The organism is Thioalkalivibrio halophilus (genome assembly GCF_001995255.1).
Lineage (GTDB): Bacteria > Pseudomonadota > Gammaproteobacteria > Ectothiorhodospirales > Ectothiorhodospiraceae > Thioalkalivibrio > Thioalkalivibrio halophilus.
The window spans coordinates 1-25,924 of the sequence record NZ_MUZR01000040.1; the positions used below are offsets into that span (position 1 = coordinate 1).

23 protein-coding genes, 1 tRNA gene and 1 pseudogene are annotated in these 25,924 nt (G+C 68.7%); 24 read left to right on the forward strand and 1 reads right to left on the reverse strand.

Annotation, left to right across the window (positions count from 1 at the left end):
• The 9 genes and pseudogenes from B1A74_RS09635 to B1A74_RS09675 form a co-directional block, all read left to right on the forward strand.
• Positions 1 to 852: DNA mismatch repair MutL family protein (locus tag B1A74_RS09635; RefSeq protein WP_483028314.1), on the forward strand; the 852-nt coding region annotated here is incomplete at its 5' end.
• A complete protein-coding gene (miaA, locus tag B1A74_RS09640; RefSeq protein ID WP_077244506.1) occupies positions 852 to 1,787 on the forward strand; it encodes a tRNA (adenosine(37)-N6)-dimethylallyltransferase MiaA in 936 nt (311 codons plus the stop codon). The genes B1A74_RS09635 and miaA, both read left to right, overlap by 1 nt.
• A gap of 72 nt (positions 1,788 to 1,859) precedes the next feature.
• The gene (gene hfq, locus B1A74_RS09645) at positions 1,860 to 2,123 is read left to right on the forward strand and encodes an RNA chaperone Hfq (protein WP_018870352.1); all 264 of its coding nucleotides are present in this window, start codon (positions 1,860 to 1,862) and stop codon (positions 2,121 to 2,123) included.
• 50 nt (positions 2,124 to 2,173) lie between these two features.
• Positions 2,174 to 3,547, forward strand: a complete 1,374-nt coding sequence (hflX, locus tag B1A74_RS09650) for a ribosome rescue GTPase HflX (RefSeq protein ID WP_018946840.1) — start codon at positions 2,174 to 2,176, stop codon at positions 3,545 to 3,547.
• A gap of 43 nt (positions 3,548 to 3,590) precedes the next feature.
• A pseudogene (locus B1A74_RS09655) lies at positions 3,591 to 3,878 on the forward strand (rhodanese-like domain-containing protein); the annotation flags it as partial.
• Between the two features lie 37 nt (positions 3,879 to 3,915).
• Complete coding sequence (hflK, locus tag B1A74_RS09660) at positions 3,916 to 5,112, forward strand: FtsH protease activity modulator HflK (RefSeq protein ID WP_077244507.1); 1,197 nt, start codon at positions 3,916 to 3,918, stop codon at positions 5,110 to 5,112.
• Positions 5,112 to 6,011, forward strand: a complete 900-nt coding sequence (gene hflC, locus B1A74_RS09665) for a protease modulator HflC (RefSeq protein WP_018946842.1) — start codon at positions 5,112 to 5,114, stop codon at positions 6,009 to 6,011. The genes hflK and hflC overlap by 1 nt, the downstream gene beginning before the upstream one ends.
• Before the next feature lie 129 nt (positions 6,012 to 6,140).
• Positions 6,141 to 7,331, forward strand: a complete 1,191-nt coding sequence (locus B1A74_RS09670) for an ATP phosphoribosyltransferase regulatory subunit (RefSeq protein WP_077244508.1) — start codon at positions 6,141 to 6,143, stop codon at positions 7,329 to 7,331.
• Positions 7,331 to 8,626, forward strand: coding sequence for an adenylosuccinate synthase (locus B1A74_RS09675; RefSeq protein WP_018946844.1), 1,296 nt, complete (start codon positions 7,331 to 7,333; stop codon positions 8,624 to 8,626). The genes B1A74_RS09670 and B1A74_RS09675 overlap by 1 nt, the downstream gene beginning before the upstream one ends.
• 174 nt (positions 8,627 to 8,800) lie before the next feature.
• On the opposite strand, the gene B1A74_RS09680 is transcribed toward B1A74_RS09675, so the two are convergent.
• Positions 8,801 to 8,887 (reverse strand) — tRNA-Leu (locus tag B1A74_RS09680).
• Between the two features lie 211 nt (positions 8,888 to 9,098).
• Between B1A74_RS09680 and rnr the strand changes: the two genes are divergently transcribed.
• From rnr to B1A74_RS09750, 15 genes are all read left to right on the forward strand, one after another.
• On the forward strand, positions 9,099 to 11,855 hold the full coding sequence (gene rnr / locus B1A74_RS09685; protein WP_077244509.1) for a ribonuclease R: 2,757 nt from the start codon (positions 9,099 to 9,101) through the stop codon (positions 11,853 to 11,855).
• A gap of 82 nt (positions 11,856 to 11,937) precedes the next feature.
• Complete coding sequence (rlmB, locus tag B1A74_RS09690) at positions 11,938 to 12,720, forward strand: 23S rRNA (guanosine(2251)-2'-O)-methyltransferase RlmB (protein ID WP_018946846.1); 783 nt, start codon at positions 11,938 to 11,940, stop codon at positions 12,718 to 12,720.
• A gap of 84 nt (positions 12,721 to 12,804) precedes the next feature.
• The gene (gene rpsF, locus B1A74_RS09695; RefSeq protein ID WP_018870343.1) at positions 12,805 to 13,203 is read left to right on the forward strand and encodes a 30S ribosomal protein S6; all 399 of its coding nucleotides are present in this window, start codon (positions 12,805 to 12,807) and stop codon (positions 13,201 to 13,203) included.
• 38 nt (positions 13,204 to 13,241) lie between these two features.
• The gene (rpsR, locus tag B1A74_RS09700) at positions 13,242 to 13,466 is read left to right on the forward strand and encodes a 30S ribosomal protein S18 (protein WP_018870342.1); all 225 of its coding nucleotides are present in this window, start codon (positions 13,242 to 13,244) and stop codon (positions 13,464 to 13,466) included.
• A gap of 52 nt (positions 13,467 to 13,518) precedes the next feature.
• The gene (locus B1A74_RS09705; protein WP_077244510.1) at positions 13,519 to 14,457 is read left to right on the forward strand and encodes a YybS family protein; all 939 of its coding nucleotides are present in this window, start codon (positions 13,519 to 13,521) and stop codon (positions 14,455 to 14,457) included.
• 94 nt (positions 14,458 to 14,551) lie between these two features.
• Positions 14,552 to 15,001 carry a 50S ribosomal protein L9 gene (rplI, locus tag B1A74_RS09710; RefSeq protein WP_018946848.1) on the forward strand — a complete coding sequence of 150 codons (450 nt, stop codon included), beginning with the start codon at positions 14,552 to 14,554 and terminating at the stop codon, positions 14,999 to 15,001.
• Between the two features lie 85 nt (positions 15,002 to 15,086).
• The gene (gene dnaB / locus B1A74_RS09715) at positions 15,087 to 16,451 is read left to right on the forward strand and encodes a replicative DNA helicase (protein WP_024328719.1); all 1,365 of its coding nucleotides are present in this window, start codon (positions 15,087 to 15,089) and stop codon (positions 16,449 to 16,451) included.
• Between the two features lie 7 nt (positions 16,452 to 16,458).
• On the forward strand, positions 16,459 to 17,565 hold the full coding sequence (gene alr / locus B1A74_RS09720) for an alanine racemase (RefSeq protein ID WP_077244511.1): 1,107 nt from the start codon (positions 16,459 to 16,461) through the stop codon (positions 17,563 to 17,565).
• Positions 17,566 to 17,620: 55 nt separating this feature from the next.
• Positions 17,621 to 18,814, forward strand: coding sequence for an O-succinylhomoserine sulfhydrylase (locus B1A74_RS09725; protein WP_077244512.1), 1,194 nt, complete (start codon positions 17,621 to 17,623; stop codon positions 18,812 to 18,814).
• 27 nt (positions 18,815 to 18,841) lie between these two features.
• Positions 18,842 to 20,314 carry a cardiolipin synthase gene (cls, locus tag B1A74_RS09730; RefSeq protein WP_077244513.1) on the forward strand — a complete coding sequence of 491 codons (1,473 nt, stop codon included), beginning with the start codon at positions 18,842 to 18,844 and terminating at the stop codon, positions 20,312 to 20,314.
• A 65-nt stretch (positions 20,315 to 20,379) separates the two neighbouring features.
• Positions 20,380 to 20,724, forward strand: a complete 345-nt coding sequence (locus B1A74_RS14250) for a hypothetical protein (RefSeq protein WP_158076023.1) — start codon at positions 20,380 to 20,382, stop codon at positions 20,722 to 20,724.
• A 108-nt stretch (positions 20,725 to 20,832) separates the two neighbouring features.
• A complete protein-coding gene (locus tag B1A74_RS14255) occupies positions 20,833 to 20,985 on the forward strand; it encodes a hypothetical protein (RefSeq protein ID WP_158076024.1) in 153 nt (50 codons plus the stop codon).
• A gap of 12 nt (positions 20,986 to 20,997) precedes the next feature.
• Entirely contained in the window at positions 20,998 to 23,514 is a 2,517-nt protein-coding gene (locus B1A74_RS09740; protein WP_077244515.1) for a heavy metal translocating P-type ATPase, read from the forward strand.
• Positions 23,511 to 25,067 (forward strand): multicopper oxidase family protein, encoded by a 1,557-nt coding sequence (locus B1A74_RS09745; protein ID WP_208855992.1) that lies wholly within the window; start codon positions 23,511 to 23,513, stop codon positions 25,065 to 25,067. Before B1A74_RS09740 ends, B1A74_RS09745 begins: the two co-directional genes overlap by 4 nt.
• A gap of 25 nt (positions 25,068 to 25,092) precedes the next feature.
• Complete coding sequence (locus tag B1A74_RS09750) at positions 25,093 to 25,917, forward strand: ferritin-like domain-containing protein (RefSeq protein ID WP_077244516.1); 825 nt, start codon at positions 25,093 to 25,095, stop codon at positions 25,915 to 25,917.
• Positions 25,918 to 25,924 lie beyond the last annotated feature (7 nt).

Here is a 25,924-nt window from a genome sequence, read left to right on the forward strand (position 1 = left end):
CCGCGCCCGGGGTCCGCGCGTCCGCCCCCCGCCCCCCCGGACCCGCCCCCGACACGGCCCGGCGGTGCACCGGGCCGTGTCGGGGGCGGGTCCGGGGGGGCGGGTGGCGGACGCGCGGACCCCGGGCGCGGTGACGGCTTTGCCGCGGCCTGGGCTGCGTTCCGGCCGCCGGAATCGTCGTCCGCTGCCGGTGTCGGTGAACGTGCCGCGCCGGGTTATGCCGCCGAGGGCGCGGGGCGCACGGACAGCACGGAAAACAACGCTGAGATGCCCCCGCTGGGGTTCGCGATCGGACAGGTCGCGGATACCTTCGTGCTCGCGGAGAACGTCCGCGGGCTGGTGCTGGTGGACATGCATGCCGCGCACGAGCGAATTACCTATGAGCGGCTCAAGCGCGAATGGGAGCGTGAACGCGTGACCGCCCAGCCGCTGCTGGTGCCGGAGGAGGTGGAGGTTACCCCGGCCGAGGCCGACCGCGCCGAGGAGCAGGCGGATACGCTGGCCGGGCTGGGCTTCGAAGTGGACCGCTGCGGGCCCGAACGTCTGCGGTTGCGTGCGGTGCCGGCGCTGCTGCGGGGCCGCGATGCACCGGCGCTCTTGCGCGACGTGCTGGGGGATCTGGCCGAAAGCGGCCACAGCCAGCGCACCGAGGCGGCGGCCAACGAGGTGCTGAGCACCATGGCCTGCCATGGGTCGGTGCGGTCGGGGCGCCGGCTGACCGTGCCCGAGATGAACCAGCTGCTGCGCGACATGGAGGCCACCGAGCGCAGCGGCCAGTGCAACCATGGCCGGCCGACCTGGGTGGAGCTGGATCACGCTGCCCTCGACGGGCTGTTCATGCGCGGGCGCTGATGGACGTCCCGCAACCGCCGGTGGTGCTGCTCGCCGGGCCCACTGCCACCGGCAAGACCGGGCTGGCGCTGGAACTCGCGCAGCGGCTGGACGCCGAGATCGTGACCGCGGATTCGGCGCAGGTGTACCGCGGCATGGACATCGGTACCGCCAAACCGGATGCGGACGAGCGGGCGCGGGTGCCGCATCACCTGCTGGACATCCGGGATCCGGAGGAGACCTATAACGCGGCGGCCTTCGCCGCGGATGCCCGTGCCTGCATCCGCGCGATCCATGCGCGCGGGCGCGTGGCCCTGCTGGCGGGCGGGACCCTGCTGTACCTGCGGGCGCTGCTGGAGGGGATCGACCCCATGCCGCCGGTGCCGGAAGCGGTGCGCGCCGCGGTGCGCGCCCGGCTGGAGACGGAAGGCGCCCGGGCCCTGCATGAGGCCCTGGAGGCGGTGGACCCGGCGGCCGCCGGGCGCATCCATCCCAACGATCCGCAGCGCATCCTGCGGGCGCTGGAGGTATTCGAGGCCACGGGGCGGCCGTTGTCGAGCTTCCAGCAGGGGGGCGAGGCGCGGCTGCCGGCGGGCTGGTGCGCGCTGGCATTGTGGCCGGAAGATCGGGAACGTCTGCGTGCGCGGATTGCCGAACGCTTCGATGCCATGCTGGAGGCGGGGTTCGTGGAGGAGCTGCGGGCCCTGCGCGCGCGCCCCGGGCTGACCGCGGAACACCCTTCGCAGCGGGCGGTGGGCTATCGCCAGGGTTGGGAGTGGCTGGACGGCGAGGTCGATTTCGCCACGTTCCGCAGCCGGGCGATCGCCGCGACGCGGCAGCTGGCCAAGCGCCAGCTGACCGGTCTGCGGCGCTTCCCGCTGCACGCGCGGTTGCCGGCGGAAACCGTCGATCCGGAGCAGGCCCTGGCGGCCCTGCGCGAGACAGCATCACGCTGACGATATGCTACTCTTTTTACAGGTTTCGGCCCGCAGCGCGGGCCCCGACGAATGCAACCAGGGAATGTACCGATGGCCAAAGGGCAAATGCTGCAGGAACCCTTTCTCAACGCGCTGCGCCGCGACCGGATTCCGGTGTCGATCTATCTCGTGAACGGCATCAAGCTGCAGGGGCAGATCGAGTCCTTCGATCAGTTCGTGGTCCTGCTGCGCTCGACGGTGTCGCAGATGGTCTACAAGCACGCGATCTCCACCATCGTGCCTGCGCGGCAGGTGCGCATGCCGCTGGATGAAGACAGCGCCGCGGCCAGCGGCGGAGAGGCCGCGGATGAGTAGGGGCGTCCACCTCCGGGGTGGCCCGGGCCCGGATCGGGGGTGGTCGCGCGTTGTTTGAGCGTCCGCAGACCGGTGGCGACCGGGCGGTGCTGGTGGCCATGGCCATCGGCGGTGCGACCGATCTCGAGGTCCAGCTGCAGGAATTCGAGGAGCTGGTGCGTTCGGCCGGGGCCGAGGTGGTGGCCGTGGAATCCGGTTCGCGCCATCGTCCCGACTCGCGTCTGTTCGTGGGGTCCGGCAAGGCGGACGCGATTCGCGATCAGGTGGCGGCGCACGGGGCCGACCTGGTGATCTTCAACCACGAGCTGTCGCCCAGCCAGGAGCGCAACCTGGAACAGCACCTGCAGTGCCGGGTGCTGGACCGCGCCGGGCTGATCCTCGACATTTTTGCCCAGCGCGCGCGTTCTCACGAGGGCAAGCTGCAGGTGGAGCTGGCGCAGCTGCGTCACATGTCCACCCGACTGGTGCGTGGCTGGACCCACCTGGAGCGGCAGAAGGGCGGCATCGGCCTGCGCGGTCCCGGGGAGACCCAGCTGGAGACCGACCGCCGGCTGCTGGCGGCGCGCATCAAGCATATCGAGCGGCGACTGGAAAAGGTCGAGCGCACGCGCGAGCAGGGGCGCCAGGCGCGCCTGCGCAACGAGGTGCCGACGGTCTCGCTGGTGGGCTACACCAATGCCGGCAAGTCGACCCTGTTCAACCGCCTCACCGATTCCGACGTTTACCAGGCCGACCAGCTGTTCGCGACCCTGGATCCGACCCTGCGCCGGCTGGATCTGGCGCCGCACCAGTCGGTGATCCTCGCGGACACTGTCGGGTTCGTGCGCGACCTGCCGCACGAACTGGTGGCGGCCTTCAAGGCGACCCTGACCGAGACCCGCGAGGCGGCGCTGCTTTTGCACGTGATCGACGCCGCCGATCCGGAGCGCGAGCGGCACATCGCCCAGGTGGAGGACGTGCTCGCGGAGATCGGCGCCGAGGACGTGCCCTGCTGGCGGATCTACAACAAGATCGACACCCTGCCGGAGCGCGACGACGAGGCGGCGGAGCGCTTTGCCGGTGGCGAGGGCGAGGAGGCCTTCTGGCTGTCGGCGCAAACCGGCGAAGGGGTGGAGCGGCTGTACCAGCGCCTGGCCGAGTCCTTCACCGAATCCATGCGCCGTGGCTGGGTCGAGGTGCCGCCGTCCGCCGGGCGGCTGCGCGGGCGGCTGTACGACGAGAACGCCGTGGAGGCCGAGCAGACCGGTGATGAGGGTGCGATCCGCCTGCGGGTGCAGCTGCCGGAGCGGCGCTTCCAGGACCTGTTCCGCGAGGCCGGGCTGGATCCGGAAACGGCCTTCGTGGGGCCGGGCGAGGAACCCGGGGACGCCGAGGACGCGCAAGCCGCCGGTGCGCGCGCCCCGGCACCGGGCTCCGGTGCCTGATCGCACCCCCTGACGGGGTCCCGGGCAGCCACGCGGCACGGGATACGCCGCTGGTCACGACGAGGCGGCGCTGCATCGGCCGGTCGCGGAAACCCGCGACGGTGTCCCGGGTGTGGCGCCCGAAGAACCGGTGGCCGTGGTCTGCGGCAGCGGATACCGTTCCACGGTCGCGGCCTCCATCCTGCAGCGGCTGGGTTATGGCCACGTAAGGAACGTCGCCGGTGGCATGGCCGCATGGGAGGCCGCGGGCCCCGGTCACAACCCGACTCCCGCAGGGGTGCGCTTGCCCGCCCCCGGGTGCCCCCCTAGAATGTCCGCTCCCTGTGCCTGATCGGCACATCCCGAGCGATCGACGGAGTCCCTGATTCATGCCCTGGAACGAACCGGGAAACAACAACCGCGACCCCTGGAGCGGGGGAGGCGGTAACCGCGGCGGTGGCGGCGGTGGTGGAGGTGGCCAGCAGCCGCCCGATCTCGAGGAGATGCTGCGCAAACTGTCGCGGCAGCTCAGCGGCATCTTTGGTGGCGGCAACCAGGGCGGAAGCGGCCTGGGCGGCGGCGGCATGGGGCGCGGTTCCCAGGCCCTGATCAGCCTCGGCCTGATCATCGCCCTGGTGGTCTGGATCGCCTCCGGCTTCCACATCGTCTCCGAAGGCGAGCGCGGCGTGGTGCTGCGCTTCGGCGCGTTCCAGGAGGTCAAGAGTCCGGGGCCGGGCTGGCACCTGCCCTATCCCATCGAGCGGATCGAGATCGAGAACGTGGACAACGTGCGGACCATCGAGAGCCGCGCGCTGATGCTCACCGGCGACGAGAACATCATCGATGTCGATATCGCGGTGCAGTACCGCATCCTCGATCTGGTCGACTTCCTGTTCAATGTCCGCAATCCGGATGCCACCGTGCATCAGGTCATGGAGTCGGCCATCCGTGAACGGGTCGGCAAGGGCAATCTCGAATTCATCCTCGGCGAGGGCCGTGGCGAGATCGCCCAGTCCACCCGCACGGTGATGCAGGAAAACCTCGATGCCTACGGCGCCGGGATCGTGGTCACCGCGGTCTCCATGCAGCAGGCGCAGCCGCCGGAAGCAGTGCAGGAGGCCTTTGCCGATGCCATCCGTGCACGCGAGGACGAGGTCCGCTTCCGCAACGAGGCCGAGGCTTATGCCAACGGCGTGATCCCGCGGGCGCGTGGTCAGGCGGCCCGCATCATCGAGGAAGCCGAGGGTTATCGCGATCAGGTGGTGGCCCGCGCCGAGGGTGATGCCTCGCGCTTCGACCAGCTGCTGACCGAATACCGGCAGGCCCCCGAAGTCACGCGTGACCGTCTCTACCTCGAGGCGGTGGAAGCCGTGCTCCAGGATTCGCGCAAGCTGATGCTGGACGTGGGCGCCAGCGGCAATCTGATGATGCTGCCGCTGGGCGAGATGTTCTCCGGCCAGTCGGGCACCCGCAATTCGGGTGGCGCGCCGACGCCGCGTCCACTGGACACTGACCGGCGTGCGATTGAGAGGGACACCGGGATGACCCGTGATACCGAGAGCCTGCGCTCGCGGGAGGTTCGCTGATGCTGCGTATTGCCGGAATTGCCGTGGTGGTCATCGGGATCGTCGTGGCCCTGTCGACCTACACCGTTGACGAGCGCGAGCGCGTGATCAAGTTCGCCCTGGGGGAACTGCGCGAGGTGGACCAGGAGCCGGGGCTGCATTTCAAGTTCCCGCTGATCCAGAACGTCGAGAAGTTCGATGCCCGGATCATGACCCTGAACATCCCGCCGGACCGGTTCCTGACCAGCGAGGCGAAGAACATCATCGTGGATTTCTACGCCAAGTGGCGGATCAACGATGTCGGTCAGTTCTACCGCGCCACCCGCGGTGACGAACGACTGGCCGAGGAGCGCCTGTCGCAGATCCTGCGGGACGGCATGCGTAACGAATTCGCCCGCTACGAGCTGCAGGACGTGGTCGCCGGCGAGCGCCTGACCATCATGGGCGCGGTGCGCCAGGCCGCCCTGGAGACGGCGCTGGAGCTGGGGGTCGATCTGGTGGATGTGCGCATCCGTCGCATGGATCTGCCGGACGAGGTCTCCGAGTCGGTGTTCGACCGGATGCGGGCCGAGCGCGAGCGTGTGGCGCAGGACTTCCGCGCCCGGGGGCAGGAGGAGGCCGAGCGGATTCGTTCGCGTGCCGACCGCGATCGCACGGTGATCCTGGCGAACGCGTACCGTGACTCCGAGGTGATCCGCGGGGAGGGTGATGCCCGGGCTACCGAGATCCTGGGTACCTCCTTCGGCGAAGATGAAGAGTTCTTCCGCTTCTATCGCAGCCTGATCGCCTACCGCAACAGCCTGCAGGGCGAGAACAGCACGTTCGTGCTGGAACCGAACTCGGAGTTCTTCCAGTTCTTCAACGCTCCGGGCGGCGAGCGTCCGTCCCGGACTCCGCAGCTGCCGCAGCCCGCCGAGTGATCGTGCGGCCGGCCCCGCTTCGGGGCCGGTGCGGGCAGGTTCTGCCAATCACAAGCCGGGCCCGCACCGCGGGCCCTTCTTCTGGCCAGCCCGCCTGTGGACGGGTCAGGCCGTGCAGGCAAGGATGACATGACGGAAATCAATCGCTGGCTGCTGCCGGACGGACTCGAAGAGGCGCTGCCGGATTCGGCACGGCGCCTGGAGGGCCTGCGGCGGCGTGTGCTCGACCATTTCGATGTCTGGGGCTACGATCATGTGATGCCGCCGCTGGCGGAATACCTGGAGTCGTTGCTGACCGGTGCCGGCCACGAGCTGGATCTGCAGACGTTCAAACTGACCGATCAGCTGACTGGCCGGCTGATGGGAGTGCGAGCGGACCTGACGCCTCAGGTCGCCCGCATCGACGCGCACCGTCAGCATGTGGCGGGTGCCAACCGGCTGTGCTATGTCGGTACGACTTTGCGTGCCCGTGCCGATGAGTGGTCGGGGTCCCGCAGTCCGCTGCAGGCGGGCGCGGAGCTTTTCGGACACGACGGTCTGGACTCCGACGTCGAGGTCATCCGTCTGATGCTGGCTACGCTGGAGGTCTGCGGTGTGCACCGGCCCAGCATGGATCTGGGGCACGTCGGGATCTTTCGCAGTCTTGCCCGGGCCGCGCGTCTGGAGCCGGAGCAGGAGCGCGCCTTCTTCGATCAGCTGCAGCGCAAGAGCATCCCCGAGATCGAACAGACCCTGGCGCAATGGCGTGCGGCGGGGCTCGACCCCGACCTGGCCGATGCCCTGCGTGCCCTGCCGGACCTGAATGGCGGGCCCGAAGTCCTGGCGAGCGCGCGCGCCGCGCTGGGCAGGGCACCCGCCGAGGTGCACGCGGCCCTGGACCACCTGGAGGCGATCGTGGAGGACCTGCAGTCGCTGGGGACCGAGGTGGATCTGCACGTGGATGTCGCGGAGCTGCGCGGGTATGCCTATCACACCGGTCTGGTGTTTGCGGCGTTCATCCCGGGGTCGGGACAGGCGGTCGCCCGCGGCGGGCGCTACAACGAGATCGGCCGCGTGTTCGGGCGGGCGCGTTCGGCCACCGGGTTCAGTACCGACCTGCGCGAGCTGGCCCGGCACGGCGACGCCCGTGGCGATCCGGAGCGCCCACGCCAATGCGTGCTCGCCCCCGCCGGAACCGATCCGGAGCTGGAGGCGGCGGTGTGCGAGCTGCGCGGGCGCGGCGTACGCGTGGTTCGCGAGCTGCGGGGCGAGACGCCGGTGACGGATGCGGACGCACGCCTGGAGTACCGCAATGAACAATGGATGGTGGTGGAACACTGATGGGACGTTTCGTAGTCGTACTGGGCAGTCAGTGGGGTGACGAAGGCAAGGGCAAGATCGTCGACCGACTGACCGAGGATGCCGCGGCGGTGGTGCGCTTCCAGGGCGGGCACAACGCCGGACACACGCTGGTGATCGATGGCGAGAAGACAGTGCTGCACCTGATCCCCTCGGGCATCCTGCGCGAAGGGGTGGAGTGCATGATCGGCAACGGCGTGGTGCTGTCGCCGGAGGCCCTGCTCAAGGAGATGGACGAGCTCGAGGCCCGCGGCGTGCCGGTGACCGATCGCCTGCGGCTGTCGGATTCCTGTCAGCTGATCCTGCCGTACCACGTGGCGCTGGATCACGCGCGCGAGAAAGCGCGCGGCAAGGCGGCCATCGGTACCACCGGGCGCGGCATCGGTCCGGCCTACGAGGACAAGGTCGCACGTCGCGGGCTGCGCCTGGACGACCTGTTCCATCGCGAGCGGCTGGCGGCCAAGCTCGGCGAGGTGATGGATTATCACAATTTTGCCCTGAAACATTACTTCGGGGCGGCGACGGTGGACCATCAGCAGGTGCTGGAGCAGTGCCTCGAGCATGCCGAGCGCCTCAAGCCGATGGTGACGGATGTCGCCGGTCGTCTGCACGAGCTGCGTGCCGCGGATCGTGACGTGATGTTCGAAGGGGCGCAGGGCACGCTGCTGGACATCGACCACGGGACCTATCCGTTCGTGACCTCCTCCAGCACGACCGCCGGCGGGGCGTCCACCGGCTCCGGGGTGGGGCCGCGCAATCTGGATTACGTGCTGGGGATCACCAAGGCATACACCACGCGGGTCGGGGCCGGCCCCTTTCCCACCGAGCTGTTCGACAATATGGGCGAACACCTCGCGCGCCGGGGCAACGAATTCGGTTCCACCACCGGGCGTGCACGCCGCTGCGGGTGGTTCGATGCGGTGGCACTGCGTCGCGCGGTCGCCGTGAACAGCATTAGTGGCCTGTGCATGACCAAACTGGACGTGCTGGACGGGCTGGAGACGGTGCAGATCTGCACCGGTTACGATGTCGACGGCCGGCGAGTGGCGGTGCCACCGGCGGGTGCCGAGGCCTACGGGTCCTGTACGCCGGTCTACGAAGAGATGCCGGGCTGGCAGGAATCCACCGTCGGGGTGCGCGAGTACGCGAAGCTTCCCGCCAATGCGCGTGCGTATCTGGAGCGCCTGTCCGAGGTGGTGGGTGTGCCCGTCGATATGATCTCCACCGGTCCGGATCGCGACGAGACGCTGGTGATGCGGGATCCTTTCCGGGGCTGACGGATATCCCTTCCGGTCCGGATGCGGGCCGGAAGGGGGGTTCCCGCTCACGGATCCGTCGGCCGACGGACGACCGCGCGCGCGAAAATTCCCCGCAGGCCGTTGCCATGCGAGCGATTGCGGACGTGGGGGCTGCGGATTGCTTCGGGAAGGAAGCGGGAAGCGAATAAAGAATGGTGCCGAGGAGAGGACTTGAACCTCCACGGGGTTACCCCCACTAGCACCTGAAGCTAGCGCGTCTACCATTTCCGCCACCTCGGCACTTGAGGTCGGCCCTGTAAGGGGGCCTGCGCTTCAGGAACGCGTAAGGTAATCCGCGCTGGCGGATCTGTCAAACCCTGCGGCATCCGCAGGTGAAAGAAATGCGCCCGCGCCGCATCGGGGCCATAATGGGCACCGGGCCGGCTCCGGCCTGTCACTGCCGCAGGCACCTCGGGTGCGCGGCACAACACCAGAAGAAAGAGTTCACTGAATGCCAGGAAAACGCAGCAAGCCGCAGATCGACCCCAACCTCGAACGCGAGGCGCAGAAGTACGACAACCCCATCCCCAGCCGCGAGTACATCCTCGACCTGCTGCAGCTCGAGGGGAATCCGCTGTCCTTTGAGGAAATCGCCGGGCGTCTCGGTATCGAGGACGAGGAACGTCTGGAGGCCCTGCGCCGGCGGCTCAAGGCAATGGAGCGTGACGGTCAGGCTCTGTGCAACCGTCGGGGTGCCTACCTCCCGGTCAATCAGGAAGACCTGATCCGCGGGCGCGTGATCGGCCATCCCGACGGCTTTGGTTTCCTGGTGCCGGACGAGCAGGATGACGACCTGTTCCTGTCGCCGAAGCAGATGCGGGGGGTGTTCCACGGGGACCGCGCGGTGGCGCGCGTCATGGGCGTGGACCGGCGCGGGCGTCGTGAGGGCGGCATCGTCGAGGTGCTGGAGCGTAACACCACCCAGGTGGTCGGGCGTCTGCGCATCGAGGACGGCGTGGGCCTGCTGACCCCGGACAACAAGCGCATCACCCACGAGATCCTGGTACCGCCGGACGGTCTGGGCGAGGCGCAGGACGACCAGATCGTGGTCGTGCGCATCCGCGAGATGGCGTCGCGCAAGTCGCGTCTGCGCGGTGATGTGGTGGAGGTCCTGGGCGAGCACATGGCACCGGGGATGGAGATCGACATCGCGATCCGTGCCCAGGGGCTGCCGTTCGAATGGCCGGAGGAGGTCACCGAAGCGGCGGACAAGCTGGGTGATTCGGTGCCGGAAAAGGCGAAGAAGGGTCGGCTGGATCTGCGCGACAAGCCGTTCGTGACCATCGACGGCAGCGATGCGCGGGACTTTGACGATGCCCTGTATTGCGAGCCCGAAGGCAAGGGCTGGCGGCTGTGGGTCGCGATCGCCGATGTGTCGCACTACGTCGAGCCGGACTCGGCGCTGGACCGCGAGGCGGTCAATCGCGCGACCTCGGCGTATTTCCCCGAGCAGGTGATCCCGATGCTGCCCGAGGCGCTGTCCAACGGGCTGTGCTCGCTGAATCCGGACGTCGACCGCCTGAGCATGGTCTGCGAGATGGAGATCGGTGCCCGCGGGGCGCTGAAGAGCTACCGTTTCCACGAGGGCGTGATTCGCTCGCATGCCCGCCTGATCTACGACGATGTGGCCGCAATGCTCGCGGGCGATGAGGGCCTGCGCGAGCAGAACGCGCAGGTGCTGCCGCACGTGGAGGAACTGCACCGGGTGTTCAAGGCGCTGCACGCGGCGCGCAACCGCCGTGGTGCGATCGATTTCGATTCCACCGAGACGCAGATCGTGTTCGGCGAGGACCGCAAGATCGAACGCATCGTCCCGGTGGAGCGTACCGATGCCCACCGCCTGGTCGAGGAATGCATGATCATGGCCAACGTGGCCGCGGCGCGCTTCCTCAAGAAGCACAAGGTCCCGGCGCTCTACCGCAACCACGATCAGCCGCCCGCAGAGAAGGTCGAGGAGCTGCGTGAATTCCTCAATGGCGCGGGTCTGTCCCTGGGCGGAGGCGACGAGCCGACCCCGCGGGACTACACCGAGGTCCTCAAGGCGGCGAAGCAGCGCACGGACCAGAAGCTGATCCAGACCGTGCTTCTGCGTTCGCTGTCGCAGGCGGTGTATTCGCCGGAGCTCGGCGGCCACTTTGGTCTGGCGCTGGATGACTACGCGCACTTCACCTCGCCGATCCGGCGTTATCCGGACCTGCTGGTCCATCGGGGCATCCGGCACGTACTGCGCAATGGCAGCAACAAGGGCTTCCCCTATACCCACCAGCGCATGGAGGGCCTCGGCGAGCACTGCTCGATGGCCGAGCGCCGTGCCGAGGACGCCACGCGCGATGTGGAGGCCTGGCTGAAGGCCGAGTACATGCAGGACAAGGTCGGGGATGTGTTTACCGGCATCGTCTCGGGCGTGACCGGCTTCGGCCTGTTCGTGGAGATTCAGGGGGTGTACATCGAAGGCCTGGTGCATGTCTCCAGCCTCGATAACGATTTCTACCACTTCGATCCCAAGCGCCATACCCTCACGGGCGAGCGCGCCGGTCGCGTGTTCCGCATCGGTGACGAGCTCCAGGTCCAGCTGGTGCGGGTGAGTCTGGATGACCGCAAGATCGACCTGGCGCTGGCCGGCGAGTCGAAGCCGGCGGAGAAGGCTGCACCCGCCGCGCGCCCGGCCGGTCGCAAGGGCCCGGGCGGAGGTCCCGGTGCCGGCGGGAAGAAGCGTGGCAGCGCCCGCGACAACGCCCGTCGCAAGCGTCGCGCCAGAGGAGGCGATGCGGAGGCGGGCGGGGGGGCGGCTGCTGGCCCGGATGCGGGCCCGGCGTCCGACGATTCGGCACCCGCCGACAGCGAAGGCGAACACGCAGCCGCGGAATCGGCCCCTGAATCGGTCCCTGAATTGGCGCCGGAGCCCGCCGGTGACGACGCACCGAAGAAGAAGGGCCGGCGGCGCGGCCGTCGGCGCAGCAAGCCTTCCGCGGAGGAAGGTGACGCCGCCGCGCAGGGTGCCGGCGGGGGTGCCTCCGACGAGGACTCCGCAGATGCCCCGGAGCCGGGCAACGAGCGGCTTCCGGAGGCCGAGGCCGTTCCGGACAAGGATGGCAACACCATCCCTGACGAGGATGCCACCGGCCAGGGCGGCTCCGGAGACGGCGAAACCGGGGGCAAGCCGGGGCGGCGCCGGAGCCGTCGCCGTCGCCCGGCCTCCTCCTCCTGAGTGATGCACGGATGCCTGGCGTTACCGGCGCCGTTGCGGGCGCCATGTCCGTACCGCCACCGAAAGTGCGGGGACGTGCGGGATGAGCCGTAGCGGCGGAAAGGGGCGCTCCCGGGGCGAGGCCTTCGGCGGGATCCATGCGGTGGCATCGCTGCTCGAGCGTGCTCCGGAGCGGATCAAGAGCCTGCAGCTCGCGCGCGGCGAGGTGGATGCATCCCTGCAGCGCATCCTGGAGCGCGCCGGTACGCGGGGAGTGGCGGTGGAGCGGGTGGCCCGCGAGCGCCTGGACCAGCAGCACCCCGGATTTCAGCACCAGGGCGTGATCGTGCACTGTACGCCCCGCCCGGTGGTGGACGAGCGCGAGCTGCGCCAACGCGTGGAGGCCGGCCTGGATCTGGTGCTGGTGCTGGATGGCGTCACCGATCCGCACAACCTCGGCGCCTGCCTGCGCACGGCGGACGCCGCAGGCGCCGGGGCCCTGGTCGTCCCGCGCCACCACAGTGCTCCATTGACACCGGCGGCGATCAAGGTCGCCTCCGGCGCGGCGGAGACCGTGCCGGTGGTGAGCGTGGGCAATCTCGCCCGCACCCTCGCCGCGCTGAAGGAAGCCGGCATGTGGGCCACAGGGCTGGACGGCGAGGCGCAGCAGGCGTTGTACGACGTCGATCTGCGCATCCCTGCCGCGATCGTCATGGGCGCCGAGGGCGAGGGCCTGCGGCGCCTGACCCGCGAGGCCTGCGATCATCTGGCGCACATTCCCATGGTCGGCACCGTGGAGAGCCTGAACGTTTCGGTTGCCACCGGCGTGTCGCTGTTCGAAGTCCGGCGCCAGCGCCGTGTTGTGACCGCGGGCAACATCGGTTAACGTATTGCGCCTTTCCGCCCGTCGTTAGGGCGGTTCCTTGCCTCACCGGCGCACCGGGAGGCTGTTACCCGCAAGGAGTTGGATATGCGTCACTATGAAGTCGTGTTTCTGGTCCATCCCGACCAGAGCGAGCAGGTCCCGGCGATGATCGAGCGCTACAAGGGTCTGGTGGAAGGCCACAGCGGCACGGTCCACCGTCTGGAGGACTGGGGCCGCCGGCAGCTCGCCTACCCCATCCAGAAGCTGGTCAAGGCCCACTACGTGCTGATGAACATCGAGGCCGACGAGGCCGCGATGGAAGAGCTCGACAGCGCCTTCCGCTTCAACGATGCGGTGCTGCGTCACCTGTCCATCCGCATGGATCGTGCGATCACCGAAGCGTCCCCGCTGGCCAAGGGCCGCGAGGAAGAAGAAGGCAAGGGCAGCCGTCGCCGCGAGGACGCCTCCGCGGACGAGTCGGCCGAAGCCCCCGCCGACGAGTGATCCCGAACCCCACCCCCGTTTACTGAAGGAGATCGGACATGGCCCGTTTCCCGCGTCGTCGCAAGTTCTGCCGGTTCACCGCCGAAGGTATCGAGTACATCGATTACAAGGACCTGAACCTGCTGAAGAATTACATCACCGAGACCGGCAAGATCGTGCCCAGCCGCGTCACCGGCACCAGCGCCAAGTACCAGCGTCAGCTGTCCACGGCGGTCAAGCGCGCGCGTTTTCTCGCGCTGCTTCCGTACAGCGATACGCATTGATCGGCGCCTGAACGCTGCCTGATCGCCGCCCGCCGGGCGGAGTGCAACGGTCATGCAGATCCTCGCCGAATTCGCGATGAAGAGCCGGGGCCGCGCCGTGGGTGCGGTCGCCGGCTTTGGTATTGCCGGGCTGTTCCTGCCGCCGGTGTCCATCGTTAGCAGTGCCCTGGTGGCCTTGGTCGGGCTGCGGCTGGGGCTGACTCAGGCCCTGATCGTCCTCGCGATCGCCTCCGGCCTGCTGGGCGCCGCCCTGTGGGGTGCGAGCCCCGGAACACCGGGACCGGCGGTGCTGCTGGCCGGTGTCATCCAGTGGTTGCCGGTGGCCCTGCTGGCGGAACTGTTGCGGCGCACGGTGTCCTGGCGCATCACCCTCAAGGCCGGGGCGCTGGTGGCCGGCGCCGGAGTGTTGCTGATGCACGCCCTGGTGCCGGATGCCGAGGCCTTCTGGGTGCGGGCCGGCATGGAGTTGCTGGCGCCGCTGGTGGAGACCGGCGAGGCGGCCGCGCGCGAAGAGCTCGAGGCGGTGCTGGCCGACCTCGCGCCCTACCTGGCCGGGCTGCTGGCGGGCATCGTGCTGCTGAGCGTGACCCTGGCGATGCTGATCGCCCGCTACTGGCAGGCGGCGCTGTACAACCCGGGGGCCTTCGGCGCGGAATTCCGCGCCCTGCAGCTGGGTCCGGGCGTCAGCGCCGCCGCGGTCGTGCTGCTCGCGGTGGGGCAGCTGGTGCCGTCGCCGCTGGCGATGGAGCTGGCGTTCATCCTGGGGGTGCTGTTCTTCCTCCAGGGGATCGCCCTGATGCATGCGCTGACGCATGGCCAGGGCATGAGCGTGTTCTGGCTGGTGGGCATGTACGTTTTGATGGCCCTGGCGTTGCCGCAGATGTTCCTGCTGCTGGCCAGCATCGGGGTCATCGACGCGTGGGCGGATATCCGCCGGCGCATGGGGATCGGTCGCGAGCGCGATGCCGGCGACGATCCCCCGGAATCCTGAGCGTGTGACGCGCGCGGTTCGGCCGGCGCGGCACACGGTGTAGAATACGGCCCGACCTCGGGTCGCTGGTTCAATCGTTGACGGGAAGACCAAGATGGAAGTCATTCTGCTGGAAAAGATCGACAACCTGGGCGGGCTGGGCGATCGCGTCCGCGTGCGCCCCGGTTTTGCGCGCAACTACCTCCTGCCGCAGGGCAAGGCGGCCTTCGCCACCGCGGAGAACATCGCCGAATTCGAGGCGCGCCGTGCCGAGCTGGAAAAGGCCGCGGCCGAGGCCGTGGCGGCCGCCGAAGCCCGTCGCGAAAAGCTCGACGGCATGGATCTGGAGATCCGGGCCAAGGTCGGTGCCGAAGGCAAGCTGTTCGGCTCGGTGAGCCCGGCCGACATCGCCGATGCGCTGACCGCGAAGGGCGTGGAAGTGGAGAAAAAGGAAGTGCGCATGCCCGAGGGCCCGCTGCGGGCGACCGGCGAGTTCGAGGTGGGTGTTCACCTGTACTCGGGCGTCGACGCGGAAATCCGCGTCATCGTCACCCCCGAGGAGTGAGGCTCCCGATGGCGGACGGGCGGACCGCCGGGCGGGCCGCTGCCGCCGCGGGCCCGCATGATGGCGGCGGGGACACGGCATGGCGATGACCGACATGCCGCGCGTCCCGCCGCATTCCCAGGAGGCGGAGCAGTCCGTCCTCGGCGGTCTGATGCTCGACAACGGGGCATGGGACCGGGTCGCCGACCGCATAACGGCGGACGACTTTTATCGCCACGACCACCGCGTGCTGTTCCGGGCGATCGGACAGCTGGCGGAGCGCAATGCTCCGTTCGACGTGGTGACGGTTTCCGAACAGCTGGAACGCACTGCCGAACTGGAAGCCGCCGGCGGCATGGCCTATCTTGGCCAGCTCGCCAGTGACACCCCTTCGGCCGCGAACATCGTGGCCTATGCGGACATCGTCCGCGAACGCTCCATACTGCGCTCTCTGATCACGGTCGGCACCGAGATCGCCGATTCGGCGTTCGTGCCCGAGGGCCGCGATTCCAAGCAGTTGCTGGACGAGGCGGAACAGAAGGTGTTCCGGATCGCCGAGCTGGGCGCCCGCGGGGCCCAGGGCTTTCGCGGCATGAAGCCGCTGCTGGCGTCCGCCGTCGAGCAGATCGAGTTCCTCTACGAGAGCACCAGCCCGATCACCGGCATCGCGACCGGTTACCAGGATCTGGACGAGCTCACCTCCGGGCTCAACCCCTCGGACCTGGTGATCGTGGCCGGGCGCCCGTCGATGGGCAAGACCAGTTTCGCGATGAACATCGCCGAATACGTGGCGATGAAGAATCAGGAACCGGTGGCGATCTTCTCCATGGAGATGCCGGGCGAGCAGATCGCGATGCGCCTGTTGTCCTCCATGGGCCGGATCAACCAGCAGAAGCTGCGTTCCGGGCGCCTGGACGACGGCGACTGGCCGCGCCTCACCAGTGCGGTGCAGATGCTCTCCGGGGCGCCGTTGTTCGTCGACGACACCCCGGCCCTGACGCCCACCGAGCTGCGTGCCCGTGCGCGGCGCCTGATGCGCGAGCACCAGGGCCTCAAGCTGATCGTGGTCGACTACCTGCAGCTGATGCAGCACCCCGGCTCCGGCGAGAATCGCGCGCACGAGATCTCCGAGATCTCGCGCTCGCTGAAGGGTCTGGCCAAGGAGCTGGAGGTGCCGGTGATCGCCCTGTCCCAGCTCAACCGTTCGCTGGAGCAGCGCCCCAACAAACGCCCGGTGATGTCCGACCTGCGCGAATCGGGAGCGATTGAACAGGACGCAGACATCATCGCGTTCGTTTATCGCGACGAGGTCTATAACGAGGAATCGCCGGACAAGGGGACCGCCGAGATCATCATCGGCAAGCAGCGTAACGGGCCGATCGGCACCGTGCGGTTGACCTTCCGCGGCCAGTTTACCCGTTTCGAGAACTACGCCCCGGACGTGTACGGCGAGGTGGGCCCGGAGGGCTAGTCACGACATGCAACGGGCGGCCAGCATCCAGCTCGATTCCGGAGCCCTGCGCCACAACCTGGAGGTGGCCCGCGGGCTCGCCCCGGAGGTCGCGATGTGGCCCGTGATCAAGGCCGAGGGCTATGGCCATGGTCTCGATTGGGCGGCGCAGTCACTGGGCGAAGTGGCCGACGGGCTGGCCGTGTCCGCGGTGGAGGAAGCCGAGGTCCTGCGGCGGAGCGGATTCGATGGCCCGCTGCTGGTGCTGCAGGGCGGGCGGGACTCCGCCGGGCTTCGCCGTTGTGCGGAGCTCGCGCTGCAGCCGGCGGTGCATGCTCCGGCGCAGCTGGAAGCGCTGGACGCCGCCAGCGTCGTCCTGCCCGAGGTCTGGATCAAGCTCAACACCGGGATGAATCGACTGGGATTCGCCCCGGCCCAAGCCGATGCCGTGGAACGTGCCCTGCGGGCGGCCGGTCACGGCGGGCGCGGCCTGCACTGGATGACCCACATGGCCTGTGCCGACGACCCGGCGGATGACCACAACGCGGCGCAACTGTCGGCCTTCGCCACGGCCGTGGCGGGACGCTCCGGCGCGCGCTCCCTGGCCAATTCGGCGTCGCTGTTCGCCGGCTGGGGGCGCGGGGTCGGCCACGGCGCGGACGAGGCCTTCCGCGCCCGTCCCGGCATCATGCTCTACGGCTGTCACCCGGCCTCGGTACCGGCCGAGACGCCGCCGGAGGGTCCGGACGCCGACCTGCGCCCGGTGATGACCGTGCAGGCCCCGATCATCGGGATCCAGCATCCGGCCCCCGGCGACGGGGTCGGCTACGGCGCCACCTGGACCGCGCATGGCGGCGAGCGCATCGGCATCGTGGCCATGGGCTATGCGGACGGTTACCCGCGCCACGCCCCCACCGGCACGCCGGTGCGGGTACGCGGTCAGCTCTGCCCGCTGGTCGGGCGGGTCTCGATGGACATGCTCGCGGTGGATCTCTCCGACGTGCCCGAGGCCGCGGTGGGGGATCTCGCGACACTGTGGGGCGAGGGCCTGCCGGTGGAGCGCGTGGCGCGTGCTGCCGGCACGATCGGCTACGAGCTGCTCACGCGGGTGGCCGGGCGTCTGCGGCCAGCGTAGCGAGTGCCGGCGGGCATCCGTAAACTGGCCCGTTCACGCGAGCCAGGAAGCCCCGATGCACGAAGAATTCGATCCCGCCGACTACGCCCCCGATACCGTCGCCATCCGCCATGGCTACCGTCGGACCCCGGAACAGGAACACTCCGAGGCGATCTTCCCGACCTCCAGCTTCGTGTTCGACAGCGCGGCGGAGGCCGCCGCGCGGTTCTCGGGCGAGGTCCCCGGCAACATCTATTCGCGCTTCACCAACCCCACCGTGAGGACCTTCCAGGAGCGGCTCGCGGCGCTGGAAGGCGGAGAGGCCTGTGTGGCCACCGCCTCCGGCATGTCCGCGATCCTCGCGACCATGATGGGGCTGCTGAAGGCCGGCGATCACGTGGTCTGCTCGCGTTCGGTGTTCGGCACCACCACGGTGCTGTTCAACAACTACCTCGGGCGCTTCGGCGTGGAGGTGACCTACGTCGAGCTCTCGAACCTCGAGGCCTGGGAGGCCGCGACCCAACCGAACACCCGGCTGTACTTCTGCGAGACGCCCTCCAACCCGCTGGGCGAGGTGGTGGACATCGCCGCGCTGGCGGAGATCGCGCATCGTCATGACGCGCTGCTGGCGGTGGACAACTGCTTCTGCACCCCCATTCTGCAGCGCCCGCTGGATCTGGGTGCCGACATTATCATCCACTCGGCGACCAAGTTCCTCGACGGCCAGGGCCGCTGTCTGGGCGGCGCGGTGGTGGGCGACGCCGAGCGTGTGGGCAAGGATGTCTACGGGTTCCTGCGCACGGCCGGTCCGACGCTGTCGCCATTCAACGCCTGGGTGTTCCTGAAGGGGCTGGAAACCCTGTCCCTGCGCATGCGTGCCCACAGCGATAATGCGCTGGCCCTGGCGCAGTGGCTGCAGGCCCACCCGAAGGTCACGGCGGTGCATTACCCGGGCCTCGAGGATCACCCGCAGCACGCGATCGCGAAGCAGCAGCAAAGCGGTTTCGGTGGCGTGCTGAGTTTCGAGGTCGCCGGAGGACGTGAGGCTGCCTGGTCGGTGATCGACGCCACCCGGTTCCTGTCGATCACCGCCAACCTGGGCGATGCCAAGACTACGATCACCCACCCGGCGACTACCACCCACGGCCGCGTGGACCCGGACAAGCGCGAGGCCCAGGGCATCACCGAAGCCCTGGTGCGCGTGGCCGTCGGGCTGGAGGCGGTCGCCGACATCCAGCGTGATCTGGCCCGCGGCCTCGACGCGCTCTGAACCGCTGGCCTGACGGGTCCCGCGGGCATGTCGAGCGACTCGGACAACCGGTGCGTCAAGTCTGCGCGCCGCCGGCCGCGCTGGCGCATTCTGCTGACGGTCGTCATCGGGTTCCACCTGCTGGGGTTCCTTTCGTCGCTGGATGCGCTGATGTCCACCCGGACGCCGCAAGGGGCGGTTGCCTGGATCGTCTCGCTCAACACCGTGCCCTATGTGGCGGTGCCGACCTACTGGGTCTTCGGCGCCAGCGAGTTTCGCGGCTATGTCGTGGCGCGGCGCGACGAGGACTCGAGTCTCGCCCGCGCGCTGCAGCCGAAGACCGAGGAGCTGTGGTCACACCAGTACGTCGCGCAGGAACCGAGCAAGCACCTGGACGGCGTACAGCAGCTCGCCCGCTGGCCGTTTCTCCACGGTAACGAGGTCGAGCTGCTGGTGGACGGCGAGGCGACCTTCGACAGCATCTTCCGGGGGATCGAGCAGGCCGAGCGCTACCTGCTGGTGCAGTTCTATATCGTGCGTGACGACGATCTCGGGCGCGAACTCCAGCGGCGGCTGGTGGAGCGTGCCGAGGCCGGCGTCGACGTCTATTTCCTGTATGACGAGATCGGGAGCTACCGCCTGCCCGGGAGCTACCTGGACACCCTGCGGGAGGCGGGCGTCCATGTGCAGCACTTTCACTCCACCCGCGGACGCGGCAATCGCTTCCAGCTGAACTTCCGCAATCATCGCAAGATCGTGGTCGCCGATGGCGAGCAGGCCTGGGTCGGCGGGCTGAACGTGGGCGAAGAGTACCTGGGCGGCGATCCGGAAATCGGTGCCTGGCGCGACACCCACCTGCGGATTGCGGGGCCGTCCGCCCTCGCGTTGCAGTCGGTGTTCCTGGAGGACTGGCACTGGGCCACCGAGGCGGTCCCGGAGCTGGAATGGAAGCCGGCGACCATGGCGGAGGACGGGGTCCCGGTGTTGATCCTGCCCTCAGGACCGGCCGACGAATTCGAGACCGCCAGCCTGATGATGCAGCAGGCGATCCATTCCGCCGAGCGGCGCATCTGGATCGCCAGCCCGTATTTTGTGCCCGACGAGGGCGTGCAGGGCATGCTCAAGCTGGCCGCACTCAGCGGCGTCGACGTGCGCGTGCTGATCCCCGAGGTCACCGACAACCCGCTGACCACGCATGCGGCCTATGCCTTCCTGGGACCACTGCTGGATGCCGGTGTGCGCGTCTACCGTTACCAGGAAGGCTTCCTGCACGGCAAGGCGTTCGTGGTGGACGACATGGGCGCGGCGGTGGGGACCGTGAACCTGGACAACCGCTCGTTCCGGCTCAATTTCGAGGTCACGGCACTGGTGCTGGACCCGGCCTTTGCCAGCGAGACCGCCCGCATGTTCGAGGCCGATTTTGCGCGTTCGCGCGAGATGACCCGGCAGGACGTGGACGACCTTCCGTTATGGCGCCGGGTGGCCGCGCGCGCCGCCTATCTGCTGGCGCCGGTGCTGTAGTTCGTGGGCGTCCTGCCCGCGCCGGTGCTATACTTTCATTTGGAATGCTTCTTTCAGGCCCGCCCGTGTTCCGAGCCCTGAACTATTTGCTGACTCTGTTGATTGCCGCCGCGCTGTTCGCGACGTCGGTGGCCAGTGGAGAGATGCTGCACGGCGAACCTGGAGCGGCAATGACCGCGCAAGCCCACTGTGCCGACCCGGGCGCCGTTTTACATACGGATGCCTCTCTGATCCCGATCGAAGGCCCGACCTGCGAGGTGCCGTGCGCGGTCTGTGGCATCTGCGGGGTTTCGGCCCTGCCTTCCAGCGTTACTCTGTCGGTCACTGCCGATCTCTCCGGCCCCGTTCCGGGTGTCGTGGCCATGGCCCTCGATGCCCGCGCGGGTCCGGACCTGCGCCCCCCTCTCTGAGTCCTCCCCGGCCGGGCCCCGGCCTGGCATTCGGTGATCGCTGATCGCCGCCGCGGTGCGCCGTTTCGCGCATCGTCGTTTGTATCTATGCCCCGGGAGGACTACACCATGATGAATGACCAATACACGATGATGCATGACCAGGGTTTTGTCTGGACGACAGCCCTCGGCTTCGGCCACGGCTGGATCGGACCCCTGATCCTGATGCTGCTGATCCTCGGGGGCGCGGCCTTGATCAAGTACCTGATCAGCAGTCGCTAAAGGAGTTTCGCGATGAAAACGGAAACGAAGCAGGCGGACGCCCGCGAGGCGGTGGTCATCGTCCCCGGCATGGGGTCGGACCACTGCGGGGGCATCGTGCGCTCGGCGCTGGAAAAGACCCCGGGGGTGACCTCGGTGGGGACCAATATCGCCCGGCACCGGGTGACGGTGGGGTATGACCCCGACCAGGTCGACCCGCAGGGGCTGCGCGCCGCGGTGGAGGGCGCCGGTTACGACGTCGCGCAGGTCGAGGGCGAGGCCGGGGGCTCCGGTTCGGTGCGGCTGGTGGTGCCGGGCATGGGCTCGGATCACTGCGCGGGCATCGTGCGCGCGGCGATCGAGAAGCTCGACGGGATCGAATCCATACGCACCAACATCTCGGATCACCGGGTGACGGTGGAGGTGACGCCGGCCGGGCCCGATGGCGAGGCTTTGCGCGCGGCTGTGGAGGGGGCCGGCTACGATGTGGCGGCGGTGGAGACCGACGATGCCGCCAGCGAGGCGGACGACGCGGCGATCGACGCCGCTTACGTGAAGCAGGCCTGGAACCGTCTGTGGTTCGCGATGGTGCCGACCATCGCGATCATGGTCCTGATGATGCCGCACATGTTCTGGCAGCCGATCCCCGGCTATCTGCTGATCATTGCGTTGCTGGCCTTCCCGGTGGTGTTCCTCGCGGGAGGCGCGGCCACCCATCGTTCCGCCTGGCGTTCGCTGAAAAGTGGCAATCTGAACATGGACGTGCTGATCTCCATGGGCAGCCTGCCGCCCTACCTGATTGGACTGGTCGGTTTCGTCTATCCGATGACCTCGTTCATCGAGATGGCCGCGACCATCATGGCCTTCCACATGCTCGGTCGCTATCTGGAGTACCGCGCGAAGGGCGAGGCGTCTTCGGCGATCCGCAAGCTGCTGGATCTGGGTGCGAAGACCGCCCGGGTCGAGCGTGATGGCGAGGAGGTCGAGGTGTCGGTCAAGTCGCTCCAGGTGGGCGACGTGATGATCGTGCGCCCGGGCGAGAAAGTGCCGACCGATGGCGAGGTGGTGGCGGGCGAAAGCACCGTGGACGAGTCCATTGCCACCGGCGAGTCGGTCCCGGTAGACAAGGGCGAGGGCGACACCGTGCTCGGTGCGACCCTGAATCAGCAGGGGCGGTTGAAGGTGCGTGCGACCCGCGTCGGGGCTGACACCTTCCTGTCGCAGGTGATCCGCCTGGTGAATGAGGCGCAGGGTTCGCGCGTGCCGGTGCAGGAACTGGCGGACCGCATCACCGCACGCTTTGTGCCGGCCGTACTGGTGATCGCGCTGGCCGCGTTCGCGGCCTGGCTGGCGTTCTCCGGGGCGCTGCAGCCGATCCTGATCTGGGGCGAGGGTTTCCTGCCCTGGGTGGATTCCGAGCGTCCCCCGCTGGTGCTGGCGATCCTCGCGGCGATCGCCGTGCTGGTCATTGCCTGCCCCTGTGCGCTGGGGCTGGCCACGCCCACCGCGCTGATGGTCGGCTCCGGCATGGGCGCCGAGCGCGGCGTGCTGATCCGCTCGGGATCCGCGATTCAGACCCTGAAGGACATTGCGGTGATCGTGCTCGACAAGACCGGCACCATCACCCGGGGGAAGCCCGCGCTGACCGACGTCATCCCGGCCGAGGGCTTCGACGAGTCCCGCGTGCTGCGGGCTGCGGCGGCCGTGGAGGCCGGTTCCGCGCACCCGCTGGCCGACGCCATTGTGCAGGGCGCGCGCGACCGGGAGCTGGAGGTCGCCGAGGTCGAGCAGTTCCAGTCGCACACCGCGCGCGGTGTGGAGGCCCGCCTGGACGGCGAACGGGTGCTGGTGGGCAGCCAACGGCTGCTGGAGGAGCAGGGCCTGGATCCGTCGGCCCTGCTGGATTCCCTGCGGGAACTGGAGGATGCCGGCAAGACCGCGATGCTGGTGGCCATCGGCGACCGGCCGGCCGGCATTGTCGCGGTCGCCGACACGCTCAAGGAAGAGTCGCAGGCCGCGATCGAACAACTGCATGGTCTCGGCATCCGCTGCGTGATGGTCACCGGCGACAACGAGCGCACCGCCAAGGCCGTGGCTGCCCAGGTGGGGATCGACGAGGTGCGCGCCGGGGTGCTGCCGGAGGGCAAGGTCGAGGCCATCCGCGAGTTGCAGAAGGAGTACGGCGAGCACGTGGCGATGGTCGGCGACGGCATCAACGACGCCCCGGCCCTGCAGCAGGCGAATGTCGGGATCGCGATCGGGGCCGGCGCCGACGTCGCGATCGAGGCGGCGGATGTGACCCTGGTGCGCGGCGAGCTGACCAAGGTCGTCGAGGCCGTCCAGCTGTCGCGGCTGACCTTCCGCAAGATCGTGCAGAACCTGTTCTGGGCCTGGGCCTACAACAGCGCCGCGATCCCGATCGCCGCGGCCGGCCTGCTGCACCCGATGATCGGTGTGGTCGCGATGACCGCCAGCTCGCTGTCGGTCATCGGCAATTCCATTCTGCTGCGCCGGAGCATGCCGGCAGCCGGTACTGGAGACAAGCAATGATGAGACGACGTCAGTTTCTGGGGCTGGCCGCGGCGCTGCCCGTGATCACCACATTCGGCGGCTGGAGCCTGTTCAACCACGCGGTGTCCGCCCCCCGGTTCGACAACGCCCTGTTTCTGCCCGGCGCCGACGGCCCGTTTGCGGTCCTCGCACCCAACGCGCCGTTCACCCTGGTCGCGGAGCAGGGGTGGCTGCCGGCGCCGGGGCGCGAGGAAACCCCGTTCCTCTGGTACCGGACGCAGATGAACGGCCATGAATACCAGAATCCGATCCTCTTGTTGCGCACCGGCGATGAACTGGACGTGACCCTGGACAACCAGCTCGACGAGGGCACGATCATCCACTGGCATGGCCTGCACGTTCCGGGCCGGGTGGACGGGCATCCGATGCAGACGGTCGACCCCGGTGAGCAGTACGAATACCGCTTTAAAGTGACCAATCGTGGCGGTACTTACTGGTATCACACCCATGCCCATCACCGGACTGCGCGCCAGGCCCACCAGGGGCTGGCGAGCTTCCTGCTGGTGAGCGACGACGACAACGAGGCGCTGAACGAGGCGCTGGGGCTGGAACTCGGCAAGACCGACCTGCCGCTGGTGCTGCAGGACAAGCGCTTCGACCGGCTCGGTCATCTGGTGTACCAGCCGAACCCGATGCAGCGGATGATGGGCTATCTCGGCGACGCGGTGCTGGTGAATATGACACCGGCCGCGACGCACGAGGTGGAGCGGCGCATCCATCGCCTGCGCCTGCTGAATGGCTCCACCGCCCGGATCTACCGGCTGGCCCTGCGCGCGGAGGGGCAGGCCATTCCGTTTCGGGTCATCGGTACGGACGCGGGGCTGCTGGACTCGCCTCGGGAGGCCCACGAGGCCTTCCTGTCGCCGGGAGAGCGTCTGGAGGTCCTGGTCGACTTCGCCGCGTTTGCCGGAGGCGACCGGGTCGAGCTGCACAGCCTGGAATTCGACCCGATGGCCGGTGGCGGCATGGGCGGCGGCATGGGTCGCATGATGGGTGGCGGCATGCACGACGGCGATCCGCTCGCATTGCTCGAGTTCGTGGTCCAGGAGGGCGAGGCGGTCACCGCCGAGGTGCCCGAGCGCTTGTCGCGGATCGAGCCCATCGACGTGACGGATGCCGGCCAGCGGGATATCCGTCTGGACATGGCGCCGATGCAGTGGCGCATCAACGGAGAGACGTACGATCCTGACCGGGTGCCGATCGAGGTGGATGCCAACACGCGGGAGGTCTGGACCATCCGCAATGCGGACCGCAGCATGCCGCATCCGATGCATATCCATGGCTTCTCGTTCCAGGTGCTGTCGCGCTCGGGCGGTCCGGACTTCGTGCGCCAGCAGGCCGTGAACGATGAAGGCCTGGCCGTCACGGACCTGGGCTGGAAGGACACGGTCCTGCTGTGGCCGGGCGAGACGGTGCGTATCGCGCTCGACTTCACCCATCACTACGCTGGCGATCAGCTCTACGTGTTCCACTGTCATAATCTGGAGCACGAGGACAACGACATGATGGTGAATGTGCGCGTCCGGGCCTGACCGTGCGTAGCGACAGAGGGATGCCATGAGCGAAAGACCGCGGCCGCACCCGGCCGTCTACCGCGCGGCCGAGGCCGCGCTGCGCGAGCGCGACCCGGAGGCCAAGTGCGAGCGTGTGCTGGAGCTGGCGCGCGCCTGGTGGGCGGATGAGCTGGAGGGAACGGATGCCCCCGCGCCGCAACGCATGGAGGTGCCGGGGCGGCCGGGGCGGCCGGTGCTGGTGCATCCGAAGGAGCTGCCGCGGCGCGGGCTGCACACGACGGCCGGGCGGGTGGCGCTGGTGCACGCGGTCGCGCATATCGAGTTCAACGCGATCAACCTGGCGCTGGATGCCGTGTATCGCTTTCGCGACATGCCGGCGCCGTTCGTCAGCGACTGGCTGCAGGTCGCGGCGGAGGAGGCGCGCCATTTCCGGCTGCTGCGGGCGCGCCTGCACGAGCTGGGTGCGGACTACGGCGACCTGCCGGCCCATAACGGCCTGTGGGAGGCGGCGCTGGCGACCGATCACGACGTGATGGTGCGCATGGCGCTGGTTCCGCGCGTGCTGGAGGCGCGCGGGCTGGATGTGACGCCCGGCATGATCGAGCGCCTGACGGCGGCGGGCGATCACGCGACCGTGGCGCTGCTGGAGATCATCCAGCGCGAAGAGGTCGCGCACGTGGCGATCGGCACCCGCTGGTTCCGCGAGCTGGCGCATGCGCGAGGGTTCGATCCCGAGCCGCTGTTCCTGGCGCTGCTGGCCGAACATATGCCGGGGCGGGTCCGGCCGCCGTTCGCGCACGAGGCCCGCCTGGCGGCGGGGTTCACCGAGTCGGAGATGGGGGCGCTGGAGCAGCAGGGTCGGCGCTGAAGCAGCC

What these genes read in the sequence shown, in the direction of transcription:
- B1A74_RS09745 (WP_208855992.1), top strand. Translation starts at nt 23,511, where the DNA reads ATGATGAGACGACGTCAGTTTCTGGGGCTGGCCGCGGCGCTGCCCGTG.
- rpsR (WP_018870342.1), top strand. Translation starts at nt 13,242, where the DNA reads ATGGCCCGTTTCCCGCGTCGTCGCAAGTTCTGCCGGTTCACCGCCGAA.
- cls (WP_077244513.1), top strand. Translation starts at nt 18,842, where the DNA reads ATGTCGAGCGACTCGGACAACCGGTGCGTCAAGTCTGCGCGCCGCCGG.
- B1A74_RS14255 (WP_158076024.1), top strand. Translation starts at nt 20,833, where the DNA reads ATGATGAATGACCAATACACGATGATGCATGACCAGGGTTTTGTCTGG.
- miaA (WP_077244506.1), top strand. Translation starts at nt 852, where the DNA reads ATGGACGTCCCGCAACCGCCGGTGGTGCTGCTCGCCGGGCCCACTGCC.
- B1A74_RS09670 (WP_077244508.1), top strand. Translation starts at nt 6,141, where the DNA reads ATGACGGAAATCAATCGCTGGCTGCTGCCGGACGGACTCGAAGAGGCG.
- hfq (WP_018870352.1), top strand. Translation starts at nt 1,860, where the DNA reads ATGGCCAAAGGGCAAATGCTGCAGGAACCCTTTCTCAACGCGCTGCGC.
- B1A74_RS09740 (WP_077244515.1), top strand. Translation starts at nt 20,998, where the DNA reads ATGAAAACGGAAACGAAGCAGGCGGACGCCCGCGAGGCGGTGGTCATC.
- alr (WP_077244511.1), top strand. Translation starts at nt 16,459, where the DNA reads ATGCAACGGGCGGCCAGCATCCAGCTCGATTCCGGAGCCCTGCGCCAC.
- B1A74_RS09705 (WP_077244510.1), top strand. Translation starts at nt 13,519, where the DNA reads ATGCAGATCCTCGCCGAATTCGCGATGAAGAGCCGGGGCCGCGCCGTG.
- rplI (WP_018946848.1), top strand. Translation starts at nt 14,552, where the DNA reads ATGGAAGTCATTCTGCTGGAAAAGATCGACAACCTGGGCGGGCTGGGC.
- hflK (WP_077244507.1), top strand. Translation starts at nt 3,916, where the DNA reads ATGCCCTGGAACGAACCGGGAAACAACAACCGCGACCCCTGGAGCGGG.
- B1A74_RS09750 (WP_077244516.1), top strand. Translation starts at nt 25,093, where the DNA reads ATGAGCGAAAGACCGCGGCCGCACCCGGCCGTCTACCGCGCGGCCGAG.
- rnr (WP_077244509.1), top strand. Translation starts at nt 9,099, where the DNA reads ATGCCAGGAAAACGCAGCAAGCCGCAGATCGACCCCAACCTCGAACGC.
- dnaB (WP_024328719.1), top strand. Translation starts at nt 15,087, where the DNA reads ATGACCGACATGCCGCGCGTCCCGCCGCATTCCCAGGAGGCGGAGCAG.
- B1A74_RS09675 (WP_018946844.1), top strand. Translation starts at nt 7,331, where the DNA reads ATGGGACGTTTCGTAGTCGTACTGGGCAGTCAGTGGGGTGACGAAGGC.
- rpsF (WP_018870343.1), top strand. Translation starts at nt 12,805, where the DNA reads ATGCGTCACTATGAAGTCGTGTTTCTGGTCCATCCCGACCAGAGCGAG.
- B1A74_RS09725 (WP_077244512.1), top strand. Translation starts at nt 17,621, where the DNA reads ATGCACGAAGAATTCGATCCCGCCGACTACGCCCCCGATACCGTCGCC.
- rlmB (WP_018946846.1), top strand. Translation starts at nt 11,938, where the DNA reads ATGAGCCGTAGCGGCGGAAAGGGGCGCTCCCGGGGCGAGGCCTTCGGC.
- hflC (WP_018946842.1), top strand. Translation starts at nt 5,112, where the DNA reads ATGCTGCGTATTGCCGGAATTGCCGTGGTGGTCATCGGGATCGTCGTG.